The 24,543-nt window shown below is 43.9% G+C and carries 9 protein-coding genes; 8 read left to right on the forward strand and 1 reads right to left on the reverse strand.

The features are described from left to right. Positions 1 to 49 precede the first annotated feature (49 nt). Positions 50 to 484 (reverse strand): hypothetical protein, encoded by a 435-nt coding sequence (locus B5Y40_RS06965; protein WP_079685956.1) that lies wholly within the window; start codon positions 482 to 484, stop codon positions 50 to 52. A 314-nt stretch (positions 485 to 798) separates the two neighbouring features. Between B5Y40_RS06965 and B5Y40_RS06970 the strand changes: the two genes are divergently transcribed. From B5Y40_RS06970 to B5Y40_RS07005, 8 genes are all read left to right on the forward strand, one after another. Next, the gene (locus B5Y40_RS06970; RefSeq protein ID WP_079685957.1) at positions 799 to 4,980 is read left to right on the forward strand and encodes a hybrid sensor histidine kinase/response regulator transcription factor; all 4,182 of its coding nucleotides are present in this window, start codon (positions 799 to 801) and stop codon (positions 4,978 to 4,980) included. Positions 4,981 to 5,294: 314 nt separating this feature from the next. Next, positions 5,295 to 8,597: a SusC/RagA family TonB-linked outer membrane protein gene (locus B5Y40_RS06975; protein WP_079685958.1), complete on the forward strand. Its 3,303-nt coding sequence runs from the start codon at positions 5,295 to 5,297 to the stop codon at positions 8,595 to 8,597. A gap of 17 nt (positions 8,598 to 8,614) precedes the next feature. Beyond that, positions 8,615 to 10,351 (forward strand): RagB/SusD family nutrient uptake outer membrane protein, encoded by a 1,737-nt coding sequence (locus tag B5Y40_RS06980; RefSeq protein WP_079685959.1) that lies wholly within the window; start codon positions 8,615 to 8,617, stop codon positions 10,349 to 10,351. A gap of 220 nt (positions 10,352 to 10,571) precedes the next feature. Then, positions 10,572 to 16,145: a cellulose binding domain-containing protein gene (locus B5Y40_RS06985; RefSeq protein WP_079685960.1), complete on the forward strand. Its 5,574-nt coding sequence runs from the start codon at positions 10,572 to 10,574 to the stop codon at positions 16,143 to 16,145. A 121-nt stretch (positions 16,146 to 16,266) separates the two neighbouring features. Then, on the forward strand, positions 16,267 to 19,011 hold the full coding sequence (locus B5Y40_RS06990; protein WP_079685961.1) for an RICIN domain-containing protein: 2,745 nt from the start codon (positions 16,267 to 16,269) through the stop codon (positions 19,009 to 19,011). Between the two features lie 212 nt (positions 19,012 to 19,223). Beyond that, positions 19,224 to 21,209: a glycoside hydrolase family 97 protein gene (locus B5Y40_RS06995; RefSeq protein ID WP_221408876.1), complete on the forward strand. Its 1,986-nt coding sequence runs from the start codon at positions 19,224 to 19,226 to the stop codon at positions 21,207 to 21,209. Positions 21,210 to 21,348: 139 nt separating this feature from the next. Beyond that, positions 21,349 to 22,518 (forward strand): serine hydrolase domain-containing protein, encoded by a 1,170-nt coding sequence (locus B5Y40_RS07000; RefSeq protein WP_079685962.1) that lies wholly within the window; start codon positions 21,349 to 21,351, stop codon positions 22,516 to 22,518. Positions 22,519 to 22,614: 96 nt separating this feature from the next. Beyond that, positions 22,615 to 24,312, forward strand: coding sequence for a GH39 family glycosyl hydrolase (locus B5Y40_RS07005; protein WP_079685963.1), 1,698 nt, complete (start codon positions 22,615 to 22,617; stop codon positions 24,310 to 24,312). Positions 24,313 to 24,543 lie beyond the last annotated feature (231 nt).

The following is a 24,543-nucleotide window of genomic DNA, read 5'->3' on the forward strand; positions in this document are numbered from 1 at the left end:
TGCTCCTTTGTTATTTTATAGAGGTGATCTCTATATATAGAGATCAACGTTATGTCTTTTTAATCCACCAAAGACCGGACCCATCAGATATTTCATATAGCCTGCCATTCACCTTTCGAAAGGTTCGTCCGATCTTCCAGGTGCCATGTAGTATATCATCCTTCCAAAGCAAACCTTTATAAAAAATTTCAGGGTGTGGTTCATCTCCTACAAAGAAATTACCAAGTTCATCATACCCGAATGTCTTCGGATATAGCTTCACAAAAAAGAGTTCCTGGTCAGTTACCAGTCCATAAATATTAGCCGCTATAGTGATGTTGCTTTTGGCCGATTCGTCCTGCCAGATTCCTTCGAAACCACCGCTCATTCCCATTACTCCTGATTGCCTGATACTTACCGTAAAAGGTATAGTGACTTGTTGAAAGGGAACTTTGCAATACTCGTCATAAACATACTCACCCTTCCAGGTTCCTTCAATGATCATAATCCAGAAAATTTTTATAAATACAAGTAACGCTATGTCAAAAAGAATATAGATCGGTTAATATTCCTAATCCTTTTCGATAAAGAGGGTGCTATAAGTTATGTTTATACCAATGTGAATATAATTTTGGATCGGCCCAAACCTGATTCATAATAAATTTTCATGCGATGCGACTTATCGACTTGATCAAGTATTCTTTCATATACTGTGGATTCTCCATTTACTCTTTTTAAATTAGAAGTTAGAACCCGTATAGATGGTAAATAAAAGTGCGGTGCTGGTATAAGACGCTCTCTGGATTTCAGTGTGTGAATATGAAAATGATTAGGATCAGTATTTTGCTTTTGTTTGTTTGTCACGGAGTACTGGCCCAGTACACTAACCTGAAGTTCGAGAACCTTTCCACTGCGGATGGACTTTCCAGCAGTACGTGCGTTGATATATTTCAGGATAGAGACGGTTTTTTATGGTTTGGTACAATTGATGGGTTGAATAAATACGATGGCTATGATTTTACAATATACCGTTCGAATATAAATGATCCGTTTTCAATCAGCAGCAACCGTATAAATTCAATCACGGAAGACAGCCAGGGGAGACTCTGGATTGGTACCGGAAATGGACTAAACGTCTTTGATAAGAACTCAGAACGGTTCTTTCGGATGAATGCCAATATAGATGATCCTAATTCGATTAGCAGTGATGTAGTATACGATGTTCTTTTTGATGAAACCGGAAATATACTGTGGGTAGCAACAAAAGATGGCGTAAACAAACTATCGCTGAGTACAGTGGACCTTTCGCAAGCCTCAAGTCTTACCTTCAAACACTATATACATCATGAGGATGATGCCAGGACGATTGATAACAATGAAGTGACCGGTATTTTGCGTGATCATGAAAATAAGATATGGCTTGTTACTGCCGGAAGAAATCTGAATTACTACAATCCCGCAAAGGACAAATTTGAACGTATTCCCGTTCCGGTTCCCAACGCAAAGCAACTTGATCATATACCCAACACCATGTTGATCGATCAGGAAGGTGATTTCTGGATTGGTAATAATTTATCCGGAATGATAATATGGAATCGCAAGAAGAACGTGTTCACACCGGTGTCCTATATTAATAAAAACGTTCCGATCTTTGATATTTACCAAGATGCAAGAGGACTTATATGGGTTGCAACAGATGGACATGGTCTATATTTCATTGATAAGCAGAAAGGTATAGTCGATCACCAGGTACACAATCCTTCCGATCCGTTCTCTATTTCAAATAATCAACCATCGAAGATCTTGCAAGATACAAACGGTATCATTTGGCTTGCGACCTATAATACTGGTGTGAATAAGATAGCATTGTCCAAATCAGACTTCGGGCACTTCTTCCACCAGGAAGGTGTTCCGAATAGTCTTAGTCATAAGATAGCGCAATCCATTTTACAGGATCATGCCGGACGAATATGGATTGGTACAGACGGTGGCGGATTAAATCAATTTGATGAAAAGACGAATATATTCAAGCACTATAAAAGTATTCCGGGTGACGCATCTTCCTTAAGCTCCAACAAAATAATTTATCTCTGCAAAAGCGATGATGGAGCGTTGTGGATTTGTACCTGGGATGGTGGACTGAATAAGTTGAACCCACAGACGGGTAAGTTCGTAAGCTATAAACACGATGTGTCCAATCCATTTTCAATTCGGCAGAACAGTGTATGGTGTGCGATCGAAGACAAGCAGCATCGTTTGTGGGTGGGGACTCAATCCGCAGGTCTCAATTTATTTGATCCTGCGAGCCAAAAATTTTACCAGTATAGTAATATACCCCATGACTCCACAAGCCTTGTAAATAATTTTGTCATTTCGATGTTTATTGACTCTCATGAACGGCTTTTTATTGGTACATCCACCGGTCTTTGTATGGTTGATCTGACATCTCTCAAAACTAGCTTCCCGGAAAGATTAACGTTCAAAAATTTTAAAGCGCACAGCTTGCGCGGTAATCGAATCAATTCTATAACCGAGGACAAGCATGGAAATATCTGGGTAGGCTCAGACCTTGGGCTGAATAAATTAAGTACGGATCTTAAACTGTTAGAAATATATACCACCAAGGAGGGGCTTCCCAATAACCTCATTACCGGAGTGAAAGAAGATGATCATGGGAATTTATGGATCACATCAAAAAGCGGTTTATCCAAATTAGATCCCGCGACACGGAAATTCAAGAACTTCAACACACACGATGGTCTACAGGGTATGGAGTTTCAAAGTAAATCCATTGATAAGACGCAGGACGGACGCATGCTGATCGGCGGTATTAATGGTTTCAATATTTTTGACCCCGAAAAAATCCTTGCGGATTCTACCAGACCTCGTTTGCTCATAACGGATTTCAAGATCCATAATAAATCCATAAAAGCGTTTGATACTATAAATAATAGAGTGGTACTAAAGACTTCCATTGCAAAAACAAAAGAACTAACCTTGAAGCATAACGAAGGCTATATTTCATTTGATTTTCTGGCGCTGGATTACGGTAATCCTGAAAAAAATAAATATGCATACCGGATGACCGGGTTGGATAAAGACTGGAACTATGTTGGCAGTAAGCGAAGCGCTACCTACTCTAATCTTGCCGCGGGCGACTATATATTTGAAGTGCTCGTATCAGGCGATGATGTTTGGGACAATGCAACACGGGTTTCTTTGCCCATCAGCGTACTTCCGCCACCGTGGAAAACATGGTGGGCCTATACACTCTATAGTATTATACTGGTCATTGCTTTCTGGATGGTGATGCGATATTATACCAGACGTGTAAGAGAAGAGAAGGAACATGAGCTGGACCAGATGAAGTTGCTATTCTTTATAAATGTATCGCATGAATTTCGTACACCGCTAACATTGATCCTCAACCCCATCGAGAAAATACTCTCTGCGCATACGCAGACCGATGAGGTGCGAACATCCGCCTTGACCATTCAGAGAAGCGCACGCAGGTTACTCAATCTTGTAAATCAACTATTGGATTTCAGAAAGATGGATCTTGGTAAAACTCCGCTTGAAACGGTAGAAGCTGATGTTGTACAGTTCAGTAAAGATATATTTATACTCTTCAATGACCTGGCAGGAATGAAACAGATAGACTTCCGTTTTGAGAGTTCCGTAGATGCGCTCATGGTTTGGTTCGATCCGGATAAACTTGAAAAGATCCTGACAAACTTATTGTCCAACGCTTTAAAGTTTACACAGGAGAAAGGAACGGTTATACTCTCGATTTCAAAGGTGACAAGCTCTTCAAAAAGGAATGAATATGTAGAGATAAAGGTGATTGATACTGGTATTGGGCTAAAAGCAGAACAACTCAAACATGTATTCGAGCGATTCTTTCATGTTGACAATTCTAAAACCGGCACCGGTATAGGATTACACTTTACCAAGAGTCTTGTGGAATTACATCATGGAGAAATAATGGTGGAAAGTGAATACGAAAAGGGAAGTAGTTTTATCGTGCACCTTCCGCTGCATGAAAAGCGAAATCGCAATGAGAAAGGAGTGAGCCAGAATACTCCGCTTGCTAAATATACTTTCGACAGTAATGCGATCAAGTCAACGGAATATGAATTGGCAATTTCAGGAAGCGTGACCGATGAAGATATAGAGGTTGCTCAGAATACAAATGACGTTGACCGGAAACCGGTACTGCTGATCGTGGAGGATAACAAGGAATTGCGCTGGCATCTTAAGAATGAACTTCGTAATCATTATAAAATTCGCGAAGCAGTTAACGGAGTAGATGGTCTTGAAAAAGTAGTGAAATACTACCCGGATATAATTATCAGTGATATCATGATGCCGGAGATGGATGGCTTCGAGTTGTGCCGCAAAATAAAAAGCGAGATAGAGACCAGCCATATACCTGTAATTTTATTAACGGCTCGCAGTTTGGAAGAAGACAGGATTGAAGGATATCACACCGGTGCTGATGAATATCTGCCCAAGCCATTCAATATATATGTACTAAGGGCGCGCCTGAAAAATTTATTGGAGTCTCGTCAGCGCCTGAAAGATAAATTTATGGCAAAGGGTGGAGTAATTCCCGCGAAAGAAATTACCACCAATACACTGGACGAAGTTTTTCTCGATAAGGTCACCAAAATTATATTGGATAACATCAGCGATCCGGATTTCTCACTTGAAAATCTGCTGGAGAAAGTAGGCATTAGCCGGTCGCATTTCTTCCGCAAGATCAGTTCCCTCACAGGTCAGAATCCGAGCAATTTTATACGAACCGTCCGGCTTAAATATGCGGCGGGGCTTCTGCTTCAACAGCAACATTCTATTAAAGAGATAAGCTTCATGGCAGGGTTCAATTCTTCTGCTTATTTCAGTAAAACCTTTCGTGAATTATTTGGTAAAACGCCACAGCAATACTTAGAGGAACAAGTCGCCCCAAAAAAGTCAAAGGAAGCACCGCAATCGATGTAAAAACCTTATCAAACGATTGAAAATGGGCTATAATTTATGGTGTTTGAGCAATAATTAATCTCCGTTTTTTCATTCCATAGGCAACTTTGAAGCGTATTTTTTGCGCCCTGCCAGACCTTAATTTCTAAGGCTTTTCAGGTGCGACAAAAGCTACACGCATCAAACTAACTAACCCCAAGCCTATGCATTTCATGCACCCAAAACCGCGTGATTCCGTCCGGAATAACATCCGTAAGGTACCTCTGATTCTTTCCGTTCAAGCCGGATCAATCCACTCTTCCAAAATCTATTTTTTGTCCAACTAAATCTAGTCTATGAATAAATCATTACGCTTTAATGTGCCACAGCCGTGGTCAAAGAAGGCAGGTTTGTTACTGGCCTTACTGCTCTCCATCGCTGGTGTGAGTATACATGCCGAGGCATCCCAGCAGGCAGATAAAAGTATTTCAGGAATTGTTTCCGATGAATCGGGACAAGCTATACCCGGTGTAAATATACTTGTGAAAGGAACATCACAAGGTACCACATCCGACAGTGACGGTAAATATACATTAAGTATAAAAGGTGACGATGTTGTAGTTGTATTTTCATTTATAGGCTATCAGCCACAGGAAGTATCGGTTGATAGTCGGTCGACCATAAATGTTTCATTGGTACCCGATATGCAATCTCTGCAGGAAGTTGTCGTGGTCGGATATGGTGAACAGAAAAAGGAAACGTTAACCGGATCTGTTGCCAGTGTGAATTCAAAAGTTTTTCAGGACCGGGGTGTTGTGTCCAATCCGTTGTCTACGCTGCAGGGACAAGTACCGGGTGTAATTGTTACGCGTAGTTCTGCCGCTCCAGGGCAGGAGGGATGGAACTTTCAAATCCGTGGCGCTGCTTCTTCCAATGGTGCCGATCCGCTCATCATTGTAGACGGTATACCGTTGGTAAGTTCGGCTGCATTGAACTCGATCAACCCTCAAGACATTGATAATATATCATTCTTGAAAGATGCATCGGCTGCTATATATGGAGCCCGTGCTGCCGGTGGTGTCGTGTTGATTACTACCAAGCGCGCAAAATCAGGAAAGCCAACTGTACAATACAACGGTTCTATGTCTCAAAAGAGAATGGGACTTACACCCAATTTCCTAAATGGGGATCAATACGGTAAATACTTACTGGAAGCTATATCGAATGCTTCCACTGGTGGTGTACCCGATGAAAACTGGATCTGGACAAAGTATGCAAGAGCCTGGATAAATAAACCAGCCAGCCTGTATATCGATAAAAATACTCCTGAATATATAGCGGGTGGTGAAACTATCGGATTCACAGATGTAAAGGATTACACATTCTTTGATACAAACCCGATCGATCTGCTATGGGGAAATGGACGCGCTATATCAAATCAGCACGACATTAGTCTGGCAGCACGCACCGACAACATGGGCTATCGTCTGTCATTCGGTTACCTGAATGATGGCAGCATGTTGAAGTGGGGCGAGAACTCGAGCAAGCGTTACAATGCACGTCTCGCCATGGACTATATATTCTCACCACGATTCAAGATCGAAACAAATATATCGCTGGAGAAAAATGACGTTGTTGTACCAACCCGTCAGGATCAGATCAACTTTGGATCACAACCTGGCTTTCCGGTAGCGACTATAAATGGCAAACCCTATGCATGGGGAACACAACCTGCTCGTAACTGGCTGCTTGAACTTGGTGGGGAGAACAAGACCTTTAACAACCGGGTTTTTCTAAATACGAAACTTGATTTTAAATTGGCTGAAGGACTGAACCTCATTACGCAGGCCGGGTATAACTGGGCAGCTACGGATGGACAAGTGCAGTATAAATATATACCAGAGATCTATAATTATACCGAAAGCTATCAATATCAACCAAACCCTTCGCAGGCTCAATCATTCTACGATCGCTCTTTAGGGAAAGATTCTTATTTCAATACCAACGCCTATTTAGAGTACAAGAAAACATTGCAGGATGTACACAGTATCGCTGTTGTAGCAGGTGGTAATTATGAACGTGAAGAGTTTAATTACTTTTCGACACGTACCGGTTACCTGGCCAGTAACGATGTTCCTTCTTTAGGCCTCGGCCTTGGCGATAACACCACACGTTCCAATGGTGAAATCCGAAATCATTGGGCTATAGCCTCTGCCTTTGGACGGTTGAATTATTCCTTCAAGGAAAAATATCTTTTTGAAGCCAATGTCCGTTACGATGGCTCTTCCAAGTTTGATGCAGAAAACCGGTGGAAATTATATTCCGGTATATCAGCCGGCTGGCGCATCGGACAAGAAGAATTCATGCAAGGACTTTCATTCCTGAGCGAATTGAAAATCCGTGGTTCCCACGGAAGCGTTGGCAACCAGGCTGGTATAGGGCTCTATGACTATATACAACTTATAGACATCAATAATACAGGTCCTATTTTAGGAGGGTATACTTCACGCTCTGTAACGGCATCTCCATCCGGCACATTGGTAAGTGCCAACCGGACGTGGGAGAAAATTCAAAGTACAAATATAGGTGTTGATATAGCCGTGTTTAACAATCGCCTGTCCGGTAGCTTTGATTATTATTGGAAGGAAAACAAGAACATGCTGTTGCCACAAACCTATCCTGCGGTATTGGGTGCAACGGCTCCCACAGCAAATATAGGGCACCTGAAAGTATGGGGATGGGAAATGTCGTTAGGCTGGAGAGATCAGATCGGCAACATTACCTATCGTATAAGTGGTTCGCTTACGGACAACAACAATAAGCTTGTAGACTACGGTGGCGCAAATATAGTTGTGGCAGGACAGCAGTCCATAGAGGGCTATGCGCTGGGCTCGTACTTTGGCGTGAAGTATAATGGCAGGATTCAAACCGATCAGCAGGCTACCAACTATGCACTTCTTGTTCCGGGAAGCAGCATCAACAACATGCCAGGCGCTACACAGATGATCAAAGGTATAAATATGTATCAGGATATAAATGGTGATGGCAGACTTACCAACGCGGGTGCCAATCAATATTTACTTGGGAAAACAGATGCAAATGGAAAACCGATTGCCGATGGTGATATAGTATATCTTGGGCGTAGCGATCCACGGTATGTATTTGCTGTAAACATGGGTGCTGAATGGAAAGGATTTGATTTCTCCGTAGTGTTCCAAGGTGTTGGCAAGCAGAATATATACAGACGTTCGGACTGGAGTACTCCGTTTGGAACAATCTGGCAAGGGCATGCTGACTGGTGGGTAGGTAAGACATGGACACCAGAAAATCCAAATTCTGAATTACCAATCCTGACGACAGCAACGAATAAAGGCTTTGGCGGATATGGCGCCTATAATTACCAGATATCAGATTGGTCTTTACAAAACGGTGCCTATGTGCGGTTGAAAAATATAGTACTGGGCTATACACTTCCACAAGAGCTATCACGCAAAGCGAAATTCGAAAAGCTTCGCGTATACTTTTCAGCGAATGATATATGGGAATGGACAAAGATTAAAGATAGCTGGGATCCCGAGCAAACCGCTGGTGTCGTTGGTGGTGCACAACGTTATCCATTCTATCGCCTGTTGACCTTTGGCGTGAACGCTACATTTTAATTCTAAACTTGAAAGAAATGAAAAAGCAACTACTAAAATATCTTACCGTCCTGGTGGGAGTTATGCTCACTGTTGCCCCCTTTGGTTGTGATGATGCATTAGATCTTGAACCGTTGGATAGAGTGTCGGATGCTACTTATTGGGAAGATGCAGTGCAATTCAAATTAGCGGCCAATAATTTTTACGGATACCTGCGCACGTTCAACAACGGCAATGGAGACGGACACAGCGGAACAGATTTGGGTGCAGACCGCGGATCTTTTGCAAGGGGCACCAACACGGTAGTGTCGAATGATGATAATTATAACAACGCCTATCGTTGGATTCGCAATGTGAACTACCTGCTGGATAAGGCAACTGCCTTTAAATCCCCGGATGCCATCAAGGTATATGTAGCCGAAGCCAAATTCTTCAGAGCCTATATATACTTCGATAAGCTTCTGACATCCTATGGTGGTGTGATCCTGATCAAAGATGTACTAACAACGAGCTCTCCGGAGCTTACCACTACACGCAGTACCCGTGATGAGACAATTGATTTTATCATTCAGGATCTGGAAGAAGCTATCGCTGATCTCCCCGTAGAAAGTACAATCGCTGCGGCCGATAAAGGGCGCGTAAGCAAGCAGGCAGCGCAGGCTTTTTTAGGAAGAGTTTGTTTGTATGAAGGCACCTGGCAGAAATTCAGAAATGGAGATGTAACACGGTATAATGCGTTGCTGGATAAAGCGATCAGCAATACTGATGCTGTGATAACAAGCAACACATACGCATTGTTCAAACCAGCGGCACTCGGAGATTCTGCATTGAAGTATATGTTTATCCTCGAAAACCAGAAATCCAACCCGGCTGGTATAACAAAAACGGCCAATCAGGAATATATACTTGCTGTGCGGTATGAATCAAATAATCTTTTGAGGACTATACCAAATCAGATTTCCTTTGGAGCGTTGGGTGCAGATATGAGTCGCCTAATGGCAGATATGTATTTATGCAGCGATGGTTTACCGATAGATAAAACTACGACAGGATTTAGCCGTACAAAGATGACATCTGAATATCAGAACCGCGACCATCGTATGCGCTACTATATGATGATCCCCGGATACCCATACTGGCAGAATGCTACGAACTGGCATATAAACTGGGACTGGAGTACAGCTGATTTGGCGAATGCTCGTCCACCACACAATCCGTGGAGCAATGATATAACCGGGTATAACAATCAGCAGTGGGCAGCGGAGCGCCAGGTGCCGAACTCACAGGAAGGTTATGATTACCCGGTGATCCGCCTCGCAGAAATATACCTCAACTATGCGGAAGCACTATATGAACGAAATGGAACGATTGGCGATGCTGATCTTGACAAATCACTGAATCTTGTACGCTCGCGTGTCAATGCAGCAATGCCGAAACTCACCAACACATTTGTGTCAACCAACGGACTGGATATGCGCGAAGAGATCAGGCGTGAACGTGCGGTAGAGTTACAAGGTGAAGGTTTCCGCATGGATGATCTGAAGCGCTGGTATATAGCGCACATAGAACTGACTAAGCCGGTACTTGGTGTTCGGTGGGCAGGCACCGAGTTTGCAACGAAATATACCAATCCTCCTGCGCTCACAGCAGACGGCGATGTATTGGCAGATCCGGCAAGTGAACGAAAATTTACAGAAAAGAATTACCTGATTCCTATTCCTACGAATCAGATCCAACTTAATCCAAACCTGGCACAGAACCCGGGTTGGGAATGATTACTAATAGCTCCAGAGTATCATACTCTGGAGCTATTAGTATATACATGCAATTTATACAGTATTGTTTTAATCAGAAGTGATATATCCCATATCATGGATATACATAGCCGTGAGATTTTGAACCCTTTTAAACTATAGATATATGAGATAGGAAGCCATATGCCTCCCCGGCACATGGTATATATGTTGACTACGACCCCAACCAAACTATACAGATATGAAGAAGACGACCACACTCCTTATTTTGCTTATGTTGTGTATGAGCCCGCTTGTAACAATGGCTCAAAACTTTGTTCATCCAGGAGGTTTGCATACACTGCAGGACCTCGACCGGATGAAAGCGAAAGTAGCGGCTGGCGAGCATCCATGGATCGATGGATGGAATTTGTTAATAACAGATCCGCAGGCACAAAATACCTATAGTCCTGCGGCGCGGGCAAACATGGGTTCAAGCCGACAGCGCGCAGATGCGGATGCGCATGCAGCGTATCTCAATGCGCTTCGATGGTATATATCGGGCGACACAACGTATGCAGTGAATGCTGTACGGATCTGCAATGCATGGTCTGCTGCGGTAAACCAGGTTCCTACGGGTACAGATATACCGGGGCTCAGCGGTATTCCCATTTTTGATTTTGCGTTGGCGGCTGAAGTATTGCGTGTATACCCGGGATGGGCAGCAGCAGATTTTGCACGTTTCAAAAATATGATGCTTACCTATTTTTATCCCGTAGCGCATGATTTTCTGGTGAATCACAATGGCGCCTGCATCAGTGCTTATTGGTCTAACTGGGACATTGCAAATATAGGTGCTATACTTACTATGGGGGTGTTGTGTGACGATACTGCGAAGTATAATGAAGCCGTAGAATATTTTAAGTATGGCGCAGGTATGGGAAGTATTATGAATGCGGTTCCCTATATACATCCCGGAGGATTGGGACAATGGCAGGAGAGTGGGCGCGATCAGGAACATGCGCAGCTTGCCGTAGGAATGCTCGCATCCTTTTGTCAGGTGGCGTGGAATCAGGGACTCGATCTATATAGTTATGATAATAACCGGTTGCTCGCCGGTGCGGAATATGTAGCACGTACAAATCTCTCACAGCCTGTTCCCTATACAGCCTATAATAACTGCCAGGGTGCAAATCAACTTTGGGTTTCTATCAATGGCCGGGGACGTTTGGATGATCGCCCACTGTGGGAAATGGTATATAACCATTATGTCATACGACAGGGGCTTGACGCCCCCAACGTAACGGCTATGGCTCACGTGACGCGACCAGAGCACGGCAGCTCAGATCACTTCGGATACGGCACGCTGGCATTTACCCTGGACGCTACGGCTTCTCCGTATCCTCCATCACCCGTGGCTCCTATACCTACAGGACTTACAGCAACAGCCGGTGTGTCGCAGGTAACATTGAACTGGACATCGAGTGGTGTGACTACTACAGGTTACAATGTGCTGCGTTCCACGACAAGCGGTGGCCCCTATACTACGATTGCTTCATGGTCGGCAAATACAAATCCTCAATATACCGATGCCACAGTAGCGAATGGAACAGCGTACTACTACGTTGTGTCGTCAATCAATCAGGCAGGCACGAGTGGTAATTCTTCAGAGGCAAGCGCCACCCCTATAGCAGCCGGGTCTTTGCCGGTAGGGTGGGCAAGACAAGATATAGGTACTGTCGGCGCAGCCGGTAGCGCGCAGTACGCAAACATTGGCAATAATACATTTATTGTTAAAGGTTCAGGGACAAGTATAGGGGGCACTGGCGATTCATTTGGATATACCTATGGAGTGGCAACCGGTGACTTCACATTTACAGCACGATTGATTGGTATGGGAGGAACATTAAGTAAAACCGGTATCATGATACGCGAGTCTCTTGCCCCGGATGCAAAGACAATCGTGATGAAGCTCGGTGATGCAGGATGGAGACAGGCAGGTTTCGGTACGCGTACTTCAACCGGTGGTACGATGACGTGGATCGGTGGGAATGACTATACTTGGCTACCCGCATGGTTCAGGTTAAAACGTTCGGGTGATACATTCACAGGCTATCAATCCTCGGATGGTATAACCTGGTTTGCTATAGGAACAAGTACGATAGCCATGGCCAGTACATATTATGTCGGATTGGTGAATTGTTCAGGAAGCTCAACCGGTGCATTGAACACTTCTACTTTTGACAACGTTACAACGGAGGGCGGAGGAACTACACCTCCTATAGCACCAACCGGCTTAACAGCATTAGTAGGAAACACTCAAGTGCCCCTTCAGTGGAATGCAGTGAGTGGTGCAGCAAGCTACACCATTAAGCGTGCTACGGTGAGCGGTGGCCCCTATACGAATGTTGCTACAAATCTCAATGTAACTAACTATACTGATACCGGTTTACTGAATGGTACTACGTACTACTATATAATAACGGCTGCAAATTTTGCGGGCGAAAGTCAAAACTCCATGGAGGTAAGTGTTACACCGGTGTTGAGTTTGCCACCTGTTCCCGCTGGAGTTATTGCTACATCGGTTTCATCGCGTCAGATAAGTTTATCATGGACAGCCAGTCTTAGTGCTGAGAGCTATAGTATAAAACGTGCTACAGCAAGTGGTGGTCCGTACACTACCATTGGCAATTCCGTTACAACAAGCTATAGCGACACCACTGTAACAACACCGTCTATATATTACTATGTTATCTCCGCTACAAATGCTATAGGAGAAACGGCCAATTCAATTCAAACCAGTGCTATACCCGGTCAGGCCAATTATTGGAAGTTTGATGAGACGAGCGGTACCACTGCTATAGATGCCTGGAGTAGCCGAAGCGCAACCCTTGCCACCGGTGCAACCTGGGCAGCCGGAACCATCAACAATAGTATTAACCTCGATGGTACAGCCAACGGGTACGTGACTCTCCCCGCAGGAATTGTGAGTGCATTAAATGACTTTAGTATTACGGCATGGGTAAAGTTGGATGCCACAGCAAACTGGGCCCGTGTTTTTGATTTTGGATCAGACACTGGTATATATATGTTCCTGACGACCAGAAATGGTGCCAACGGAACCGTGCGCTATTCTATATTAGTCCCGGGTGGTGCTGAACAGCAAATCACTACTACGACTACGCTGACTACAGGAACATGGTATCATGTGGCGATAACTCAGTCCGGTACAACGGGTATCCTATACGTAAATGGTGTCGAGGTGGGTCGCAATGCAAACCTGACACTTAAGCCCTCTAGCCTGGGGAATACCACGCAGAATTGGATTGGTAAATCGCAATGGCCAGATCCATTGTTAGCGGGTAAAGTAGACGAGTTTAAAATATATAGCCGGGCATTAAGCGCTTCTGATATATATATGGAGACCGTTCTGAATGTTCCCCCCGCTGCACCTTCTCCATTGATAATCACTTCAGGAAACAATCAAGTTACATTGAACTGGGCAGCACCTGCCGGAGCACTTTCCTATACGATAAAACGTGCAACGGCTATCGGTGGAACCTACACCGTTATTGCAACGACAGATACAACAAACTATACCGATACAGACGCAACGAATTGTGCAACTACATTTTTCTACACCGTGTCTGCAGTTAACCAGGCAGGAGAAGGTGTGAATGCTTCGCCTGTAAGCCTGGCACTCGGAGTAAAACGTACGGGTACAGTCATTGGGACATCCGGTTCATTTGGGAATGTTGCTACGACTACCAAAACAGCAGCAGTAGATGGAAGCCTGGATACATTCTTCGATTCACCACAAGGTACAGGCTGGGTTGGATATGATCTGGGCGAAGAAGGTAAGAGTATAATTACACGGGTACGCTACGCACCACGGAGCAATTTTCCTGTACGAATGGTAGGCGGTGTCTTTCAAGGATCAAACACCGCAGATTTTAGTGGTGCCACAACATTGTTTACAGTAACCGCGCAGCCAACGGTAGGGGTACTTACAGAGCAAGTACTTACCAACACTGCAGCCTATCGCTATGTTCGATATCTGTCACCCGGTACAGGTTTTGGTAATGTCGCCGAGGTTGAATTCTATGGCGTAGTAACGCAAGCACCGAAGATTACAAGTTCTACAGTAACTCAAAATATAGTATATGACAGTGCCTTTCGCTATACCATCGAGGCATCAAACCGGCCGAGTCAATTTAGCGCTTCCGGTGTGCCGGAGGGTTTAAGTTTAGATGCCTGCAGAGGTATTATTGAAGGTATACCTTTAGTTAGCGGAACATATCCAATAGTCTTCAGCGCAGGTAACGCTTGGGGGAGCGCTACCGATACATTAGTGCTCATTATTAAGCGAAATCAAAGTATAGTCTTCAATGCCTTTGCAAGAAAAGTAATTGGAGATGTTGATTTTGTTATAGGTGCAACCAGTAGTTCCGGTTTGCCGGTAACCTATACCAGCGCAGATGAACGTGTAGCCACTATAGTAGGAAGCTCGATTCATATTACAGGTATGGGCACCACATTGATCACGGGCTCTCAAACGGGAGATACTACGTACAACGCTGCTCCGCAAGTGACGCAATTGCTGACGGTGGTTCCCCTAAATCTGAATATACTGTATCAGAACGGTGACAATGGACAGATAAGCAATACGCTGATTAAGCCGTACATCAAGGTGGTAAACCAGGATAGCGTTGCCATACCCTATAGCGAACTGACCGCCCGCTATTGGTTTACAGCAGAGAACTATGCTGGTGTTAATACGTGGATCGATTATGCTTCACTAGGTGCCAGCAAGGTAAAGATGAAATATATACCATTGGCACAACCGCAGGACGGTGCATATGGTTACGCAGAGTATAGCTTTGATGCCACGGCAGGTTTATTAAAGTCCGGTGCTAATTCAGGGGCTATTCAGTCACGATTGGCAAACGTTGATTGGGCTCTTCTAAACGAAACAGATGACTACTCTTATAAGGCGAACGCCAGTTATTCGGCTAACAATCACATTACCTTGTATCGGAATGGATTACTGGTTTATGGTATAGAGCCGGCAGCTGTACTTCCTGTATTATCGTTGAAAGCGTATTATCAGAATCAGAATACCAGTACGGGGACCAATAAGATCAAGACGTATCTGAAGATTAATAATGAAGGAAATATACCCGTGCACTATAAAGATCTCTCTGTGCGGTATTGGTTTACCAAAGATGGTACTGCTAGTCTGAACTATTGGATTGACAATGCGAAGATCGGAGCTGCAAAAGTCACAGGAAGTTTCACAAACATTGACCCTGCACGTACTCAAGCCGATGTGTATTTTGAAATGCTTATAGATTCTACAGCTGGCACACTATATCCGCAAAGCAGCTCGGGAAATATTCAGTATCACATTGCCAAAACAGATTGGACTAATTTCAATGAAGTAAACGATTATTCATTTTTACCCGCAGCACTGTATGCAGAAAATCCAGCAGTAACAATCTATTATCAGCAGCAATTGATCTATGGAACAGAGCCATCAGTCGCAGCAAACGGCAGGATTGCTGCTTCCGATATTGCGGAAAATGTTCAGTCAGCATATATCTATCCCAACCCGGTTACCGGAGATCGTTTCTTTGTCAGGATAAACGAAGCGCTTGGTAAAGATGATGTAGTCGTTAAAATATATAGTCCGGTGGGCATTTCTGTGTTGAACAAACAGATCAAGCAGGATCAATCCGGATTGCTCGAAGTAAAACTCAATGATGCAACTGGGGCAGGGGTATATATGATCCGGCTCAATAATCTGCCCGCAATGAAATTAATTATACAACGATAATGAATTCAGTCTGCTGCCTGCGCTACGCCCTGCGGGTAGCAGACTATATATACACCAGGAAACAATCTATAGTAGTAGGCTTTGTCGTTTCATTATTTTGGACACCTCAAAATCGAACACTATGAAAAAGACAATCAGACGACTTGTTATGCTTTTGCTATTGGTGGATACATGTATAGCGACAGCACAGACTTTTATTCACCCGGGAGGTTTACACACGCAAGCTGACCTTGATCGCATGAAAGCTCAAGTAGCAGCAGGCGCGCATCCCTGGATCGATGACTGGAATTTACTCCTCACCGATCCACAAGCGCAAAATACATATACCGCCAATGCACGTGCAAATATGGGAGGCAGCCGTCAACAGGCTTCACGCGATGCACATGCCGCGTATCTGAATACAATCCGATGGTATATATCGGGAAACACAAGTTATGCGGACTGCGCTGTAAGGATTTGCAATGCTTGGTCTTCCACAGTAAATCAGGTCCCTACCGGTACAGATATACCAGGTTTAAGTGGTATCCCGATTTTTGAGTTTGCTATGGTTGGTGAGATTTTACGAATGTATCCGGGATGGGCTTCCGCAGATTTTACCCGGTTTAAAAACATGATGATAAATTATTTTTATCCGGTGTGTAATGATTTCCTGTTAAATCACAATGGTTCGTGTATCAGTAACTACTGGTCTAATTGGGACATCTGTAATATAGGTGCCATCCTTACCATAGGTATATTATGCGATGACCGGGCAAAGTACAACCAAGCCGTAACCTACTATCAAACCGGAGCAGGTATGGGAAGCATTATGAATGCGGTTCCAACGATACATCCTGGTAATCTTGGGCAATGGCAGGAAAGTGGTCGTGACCAGGAACACGCACAACTTGCTGTAGGCATGATGGCTTCTATCTGTGAGGTTGCCTGGCACCAAGGACTTGACCTGTATAGCTATAGTAACAATCGCCTGCTGGCAGGTGCTGAATATATAGCGCAAACAAATTTGTGGAAGTATGTTCCGTATACATACTATACCAATTGTCAAAATGCAAATCAATCGTGGATCTCTATCAATGGGAGGGGACGTTTGGATGATCGTCCTGTATGGGAACTGATTTATAATCACTATGTGGTACGAAAAGGCTTAAGCGCCCCGAATACGAAAGCCATGGCGCAACTCATGCGGCCGGAGCATGGCAGTGCGGATCATTTCGGATATGGTACACTCACATTTACACAAAACGCTTCGGCTTCTCCGTATCCTCCTTCACCGGTTCCTCCTATACCTACAGGTCTCACAGCAACGGCAGGCAGCGGTCGTATTGCACTGAAGTGGACTCCATCTATAGGTGCTACTGCTCAGGGATATTCTGTATTGCGTTCTACATCCAGCGGGGGGCCTTATACATCTATAGCATCGTGGACAGCAAACACAACGGCACAATATATAGATGCTTCTGTTACGAACGGCACAACATACTATTATGTGGTGGCAGCCATTAATCAGGCTGGTACCAGTGGTAATTCTGCACAAGTGAGTGCTATACCTATAGCGCCCGGTGCTTTGCCTGCTGGATGGTCGAGACAAGATATAGGACCTGTAGGCGTTGCGGGCAGTGCGAGTTATGCAAATGTTAGCAACGGTACATTTATCGTGAGTGGTTCCGGAGGCGGGATTGGCGGCACTTCTGATTCATTTGGCTATACCTATAGGAGTATCACCGGTGACTTTACCATTACTGCGCGGCTGTCTGATGTAACGGGTACGTTGAATAAAACGGGGATCATGATCCGCGAAACGCTCGACCCCGCTGCAAAGACACTGATCATGAAGCTTGGCGATGCCGGGTGGAGACAAGCGGGTTTTGGTTCGCGCTCCTCATCGGGTAATGGCATGACATGGCTGAGAGGCAATGACTATACTTGGTTACCAGCCTGGTTCAGGTTACAACGGAGTGGCAACACGTTCACTGCGTATGAATCTTCAGATGGTGTTACATGGTTTACCGTTGGAGCGAGTACGGTGTCGATGACCAATACATGCTATACCGGGCTCGCTGCATGTTCCGGTAGTACAACGGCCTTGGACAATTCTACATTTGACAATGTGACAATTGTAACAGCCATCCCTCAGCCCATTCCGAATGGGATCTATAGGATCATTGCCCGCAACAGCGGGAAGTCGATGGACGTTGCAAGCAATTCAACAGCAAATGGTGCCAACGTACAACAGTGGTCTTATAACGGTGGTAACAACCAACAATGGACATTGACTTACCTTGGTAACAATCAATATCAAATTATAGGTGTTGGCAGTGGCAAGTCACTGGATATAGCAAGCAACTCAACTGCGGATGGTGCTAACGTACAAATATGGCCCTATAGCGGTGGCAATAATCAACGCTTCACAATAACAACAACCTCTGGCGGGTACTTTCGAATTACACCAGTACATAGTGGTAAAGCCCTTGAAATAGCGGGTAACTCTTCTGCTGATGGTGGCAATGTGCAGCAGTGGACCTATAGCGGTGGCAATAATCAGCAATGGCAATTTGTAGCCGCTATAACGACAGCGCGAATCGAATCATCTTCAGAAGCATCAGTAGAAATTGATGAGCAGTTTCCTGAGCAGGTAGTGATTTATCCGAATCCGGCGGGTGATCAACTCACCGTGCAATTGGGAGAATATTTTGATCAGGATGCTACAATTATACTTCAGGATAGTAACGGACGAACACTTTATGAGGACGTAGTGAAGGGCACGCAACATGTAATTAGCCTGAATAAAATTCCATCAGGAATTTATTTTGTAAATGTCAGTAATGGCAATGGAAAGAAGGCTGTCAGGAAACTGATGAAGAATTGACCATTAACCTGGACTATAAACAACTGCCTGGCTATGCTACGAGCCAGGCAGTTGTTTAAAAACAAATCTATAGTAGCAAGTATATGATATTGAGTCAACTGATAGCAGAATAGACTCATAGTTTATCCTTTTTGAACCATAATTGATAGGCCATCGATAACAACGTAAATAAATTTGAGCCGACTTATGGCCACATGAAGTTCGATAAAATAATGACGAAAAGTAAATATTCAAGTATCGTGATGATTCAGTGTAAGTATTCTTTCCTTCCTGTAAAATTGATTTTTTTTCTGGCAACCTTGTTTTGCTTTGATTTGTATTGTGCAGCTCAATCTCTCCCTGCAGCGAAAAGCATTTCATCGCCCGATGGTAACCTTGTGGCAGACGTTTGGCAAGCAGGGCCTGTAGCAAACAAAAAAATATTCTATACGCTAGCGTACAAGAATAAGCCTGTTATACTTGAATCAGTAATAGACATACAACTCGATAATCATTTATCCCAACTTGCTTTGGCATTAAAAGCGGATGAAAGTGAATACTGGTGTGGTGATCTTGTTTTGGAGAATATCGCGCAGTCTTCTCGTGATACGGTTTGGCATACTATATATGGAGAGCGGAGTCAGGTTCGTGATCATTACAATGAATGGACATTTCATTTTAAGAAATCCAGCGATGAAAGATATAAGGTCAACCTCATTGTGCGTGCCTATAATGAAGGCATCGCATTCCGATTTTATTTTCCTGATAATCCAACCGGTGTATATTATCATATAGCGTCCGAAAATATAGAGTTTACGTTTCCGGACAACACGCAAGCGTGGTATGAGCAATGGGCGCAGGGGCCGTTTAAATTACTGCCACTCTCCGGCTGGCCTGATGAAAGCGAGCGACCGCTTACTTTAAAACTTCCCAATGGAGTATATACATGCCTGGCGGAAGCCGCTATGGTAGATTATGTGCGTACTAAATTTACATTAAAAAAAGACAAGCTGAATACCATCGTTACCTCCCTATATGAGGACATTGATCTCGTTCCATATTTTAATACACCTTGGCGCGTTATTATGGTAGCGGATACACCCGGAAAGTTAATTGAGAATAATAGTCTGCTGTTGAATCTCAATGCGCCTACAAAATTTCAGAATACAGATTGGATTAAACCCGGGAAGATTATTCGTGAAATGACCTTGACGAATGAAGGTGCGAGAGCCTGCATTGATTTTGCCGCTGCGCATAATCTTCAATATATACTCTTCGACTGGAAATGGTATGGGCCTTCATTTACGTTTGATTCAGATGCACGCAAAGTTGTGGTCGACCTGGATATGAAAGCTGTTGTTGATTACGGTGCGCAGAAAAATGTAGGGGTATGGTTGTATGTTAATCAGCAGGCACTTGTGAAACAGGATCATGATCTTTTTCCATTGTATAAGCGTTGGGGAATAAAAGGTGTGAAGTATGGTTTCGTGCAAGTCGGTTCACATCGCTGGACTACCTGGTTACACGAATCAATTCAACGCGCTGCTGATAATCAATTGATGGTAAATGTTCATGATGAATTCAGGGCAACTGGTGAACAACGCACATGGCCAAATATACTTACCACGGAAGGTATACGCGGAAATGAAGAAATGCCGGATGCTGATCATAATACAATTTTGCCGTTCACAAGAGGCATAGGGGGCGCTGGAGATTATACCATTTGCTACTATACAGACCGGATCAAGACTACACATGCTCATCAGCTTGCGTTGGGAGTTGTTAATTATAGTCCGTTGCAAACCCTCTTCTGGTATGACAAGCCTTCCGATTATCAGGGCGAACCTGAGGTAGAGTTTTTTGAAAGACTTCCTACCGTTTGGGATGAGACCAGAATTCTTCAAGGCGAGATAGGCGAGTATATTATTACGGCAAGAAAAAGTGGTGATCAGTGGTTTATAGGTGCTATAACCAATAATACAGCGCGTGAGGTATCAATTTCGCTTAACTTTTTATCCAACGCGAAGAAATACACTGCAATTATATACTCCGATGATGCCGCGGTCAATACACGTACACATGTAAAAACAGAACAACGCAAAGTGAAACCGTCCGATGTATTGAAAGTAAAACTTAATGGTTCCGGAGGTATAGCACTTTGGATATACCCGGAACAAGACAAGGCTAGTGTAAAGGATGCTGCAGGAAATAAAAAATAATGATTTGGTAGGTTGCGGTTTATTTTGGGTTAATAAACCTTCACTCATGGTACACTTCGGTGTCCATGAGTGTTTTGTTTTTTACGTTAGTAACCAATAGACTGCTGAATATTCTATATTTATAAATAAGCACATGAACATGAGAGGGAGACATTCTTATATTTCTTCAATTGGTTTTATTGGTATAGTCATTTTGATAGGAGTGTTTTTGGATGCTTGCTCAATCAAGTCTTCCCATGACACAGCACAGGGTGGAGCTGTAGAGTATGATTTTTTATCGGTCAATTCCCAAATACAAAACTGGATAGACAGCGGGTATTACGATGGAGCGTCAATTCTTGTGGTGAAAGATAGCCAGGTAGTGCTTGAAAAGTACTTTGGGAAGTATATTCCGGAAACACAGGTATATATAGCTTCAGCAGGCAAGTGGCTTGCGGCTGCTACAATTGCAACACTGGTTGCCGAGCGCAGACTTTCGTGGAATGATTCAGTGGCAAAGTGGCTTCCGGAATTTAAAGATATAAAGGGCAAGGCTACTGTGAGACAACTACTGTCCCACACTTCCGGATACCCGGATTATCAACCGGAAGGCAATCACCGTGATGATTATCAATCTCTCGAAGAAGCTGTAAAGCACATTGCAAACCTTCCTGCAGATACAATGCCGGGAACTAAATTTCAATACGGCGGCCTCGCAATGCAGGTGGTTGGCAGGATAGCCGAGGTTGCTACAGGGAAGAAATGGGAAGATCTTTTCCAGGAAAAGATAGCGATACCGCTCAACATGACGAATACACATTTTACACCAGTCGATAGTACGGATGGTCATAATCCGATGATCGGAGGTGGCGCACGCAGTACACTGCACGACTATATTCACTTCCTGGAAATGATTGCAGGGAACGGTATATATAAAGGAAAGTATATTCTCTCACCCGAAAGTATAGAAGCCATGCAGGCCGACCAGGTAAAGGAAGCGATCGTTCCGGTTGGTGAGTATGTTGAGAAAGCACGTGCGTCCAAGCATACCGGTATATATGGATTAGGGGAGTGGCGTGAGATCCTCAATGACGAGGGTGATGCCGTGCTGATCAGCAGTCCGAGTTGGGCGGGTGCCTATCCGTGGATCGATAAGGAATACGGAATATATGGATTTTTTATCGCTCATGTAAATGTCGGAAAGGCAAACCGTGATAAGTTCTCATCCTTTTATGCAAGCCCTTTGCTTCCTATACTTGTGCGCAATGCGATTGATAGCACAGAGCCATCTAATCTCAGTAGTAAAGGCGTTGTAAAGAAAAAGTATTAGCCTGTGCTAATGAAAAGATCGTATCTTCGGATGATGCATGACACTACAGGATTCTGCTCCCTGCCAAATAGAATATACTTCCATTAAACTGCTGCTATGAATAACAAGCTTTTACATAACATACTATTAACGGGGTTACTGGCACTTATATTTTCGTGCGGTATATCTTTGGCACAGCCATCCAACAGACAGATTACAATGGATCTTCGCCAGCAGGGTAAACCACTGCGGCCGATATGGGCATACTTTGGATATGATGAGCCTAATTATACCTATATGCGCGATGGCAAGAAATTGCTCAGCGAGCTGGCAGCACTTAGCCCGGTGCCGGTATATGTACGCGCCCATAACCTCTTGACAACCGGTGATGGGACGGCAGCATTAAAATGGGGATCCACCAACGCCTATACCGAAGATGCGCAAGGAAATCCAGTTTATACCTGGAATCTTGTGGACAGCATCATGGACACGTATGTGAGTCGCGGAATGAAACCCATTGTAGAAATTGGCTTTATGCCAGAGGCATTGTCTGTACAACCCAAGCCCTACCGGCACGAATGGAAGCCTGGCATGGACTACAATAAAGTATATACCGGCTGGGCGTATCCTCCAAGAGATTATAAAAAATGGGAAACACTGATATATGAGTGGGTGAAGCACTCTATACAACGGTATGGCCAGGCGGAAGTAAAAAGCTGGTGGTGGGAAGTATGGAATGAACCAAATATAGGATACTGGAAGGGTACACCGGAGGAGTATTTCAGGCTATATGACCACGCAGCGAATGGTGTAAAGCATGCGCTCCCCGAGGCACGTATAGGCGGGCCCTCTACAACCGGTCCGGGCTGGGATAAAGCAGCTGCTTATCTGAAAAGCTTTTTACAGCATTGTTCAGATGGGAAAAATTATGCAACCGGAAAGAAGGGATCTCCCCTGGACTTCATCAGCTTCCACGGAAAGGGAAGTCCGAAGGTCATCGATGGACATGTGCGCATGAATATGTCTCCGGAATTAAACGATGCTGCGAAAGGTTTTGAAATTGTAAATGCTTCACCGTTTAAGCATTTACCTCTACTTCTTACTGAGTTCGATCCCGAAGGATGTGCAGCCTGTGGCATGACCACGAATCCAGAGAATGCATATCGCAATGGAACAATGTATTCAAGCTATACCGCGTCTTCTTTTGCAAGACTATACGATCTCGCGGACAAGTATAGCGTAAATTTGGAGGGTGCTATAAGTTGGTCGTTTGAATTTGAAAATCAACGCTGGTTCGATGGATTCAGAGATCTCGCCACGAATGGTATAGATAAACCAGTGTTGAATGTTTTTCGCATGTATGGAATGATGTCCGGCAACCGGGTAAAGATTATAAATCCCATGGAGATTCCGCTTGACAGTATAGTAAAGACCAGTGTCCGTGGGAATGTCGCAGATATACATGCGCTCGCCACAGTTGATAAAAATTCAACATCCGTCATGATCTGGAATTATCACGATGCCGATGTTCCCCGGGAAAATATACCGGTTACTATTACGATACAGAACATTCCTGCTGGTAAAGTTTTATTGAATCATTATCGAATCGACCAGGATCACAGTAATTCGTATGAAGTCTGGAAAAAAATGGGATCGCCTCAAGCCGTTACTGATGAGCAATATCAAATTCTTGAAAAAGCAGGACAATTACAGTTGTTACAGTCACCTCAATGGATAACAACCAAAAAAGGCGAAGCCTCTATACATTTTACATTGCCGGCACAAGCTGTTTCATTTCTAAAATTGACGTATTGATTTATGTTGAAAACATTTTGCAATTTATCCTGACTACATAAATCCCATAATAGAAGCCGGAAGTTTAAAACATTTTGCACTACAACGATGAAGTAAAATGCTTCAGGTATATAAACAAGCCACTGAAGAAATCGGTGGCTTGTTTCGTTTTCACGAAAGTCTGAAGAAATGCTTTTGGATATTATTCTGTGCCAATTCCGGAGTGTGTTGTTTGAAACGATTGAAATGTAT

Origin of the sequence: Ohtaekwangia koreensis (assembly GCF_900167975.1) — a bacterium.
Lineage (GTDB): Bacteria > Bacteroidota > Bacteroidia > Cytophagales > Cyclobacteriaceae > Ohtaekwangia > Ohtaekwangia koreensis.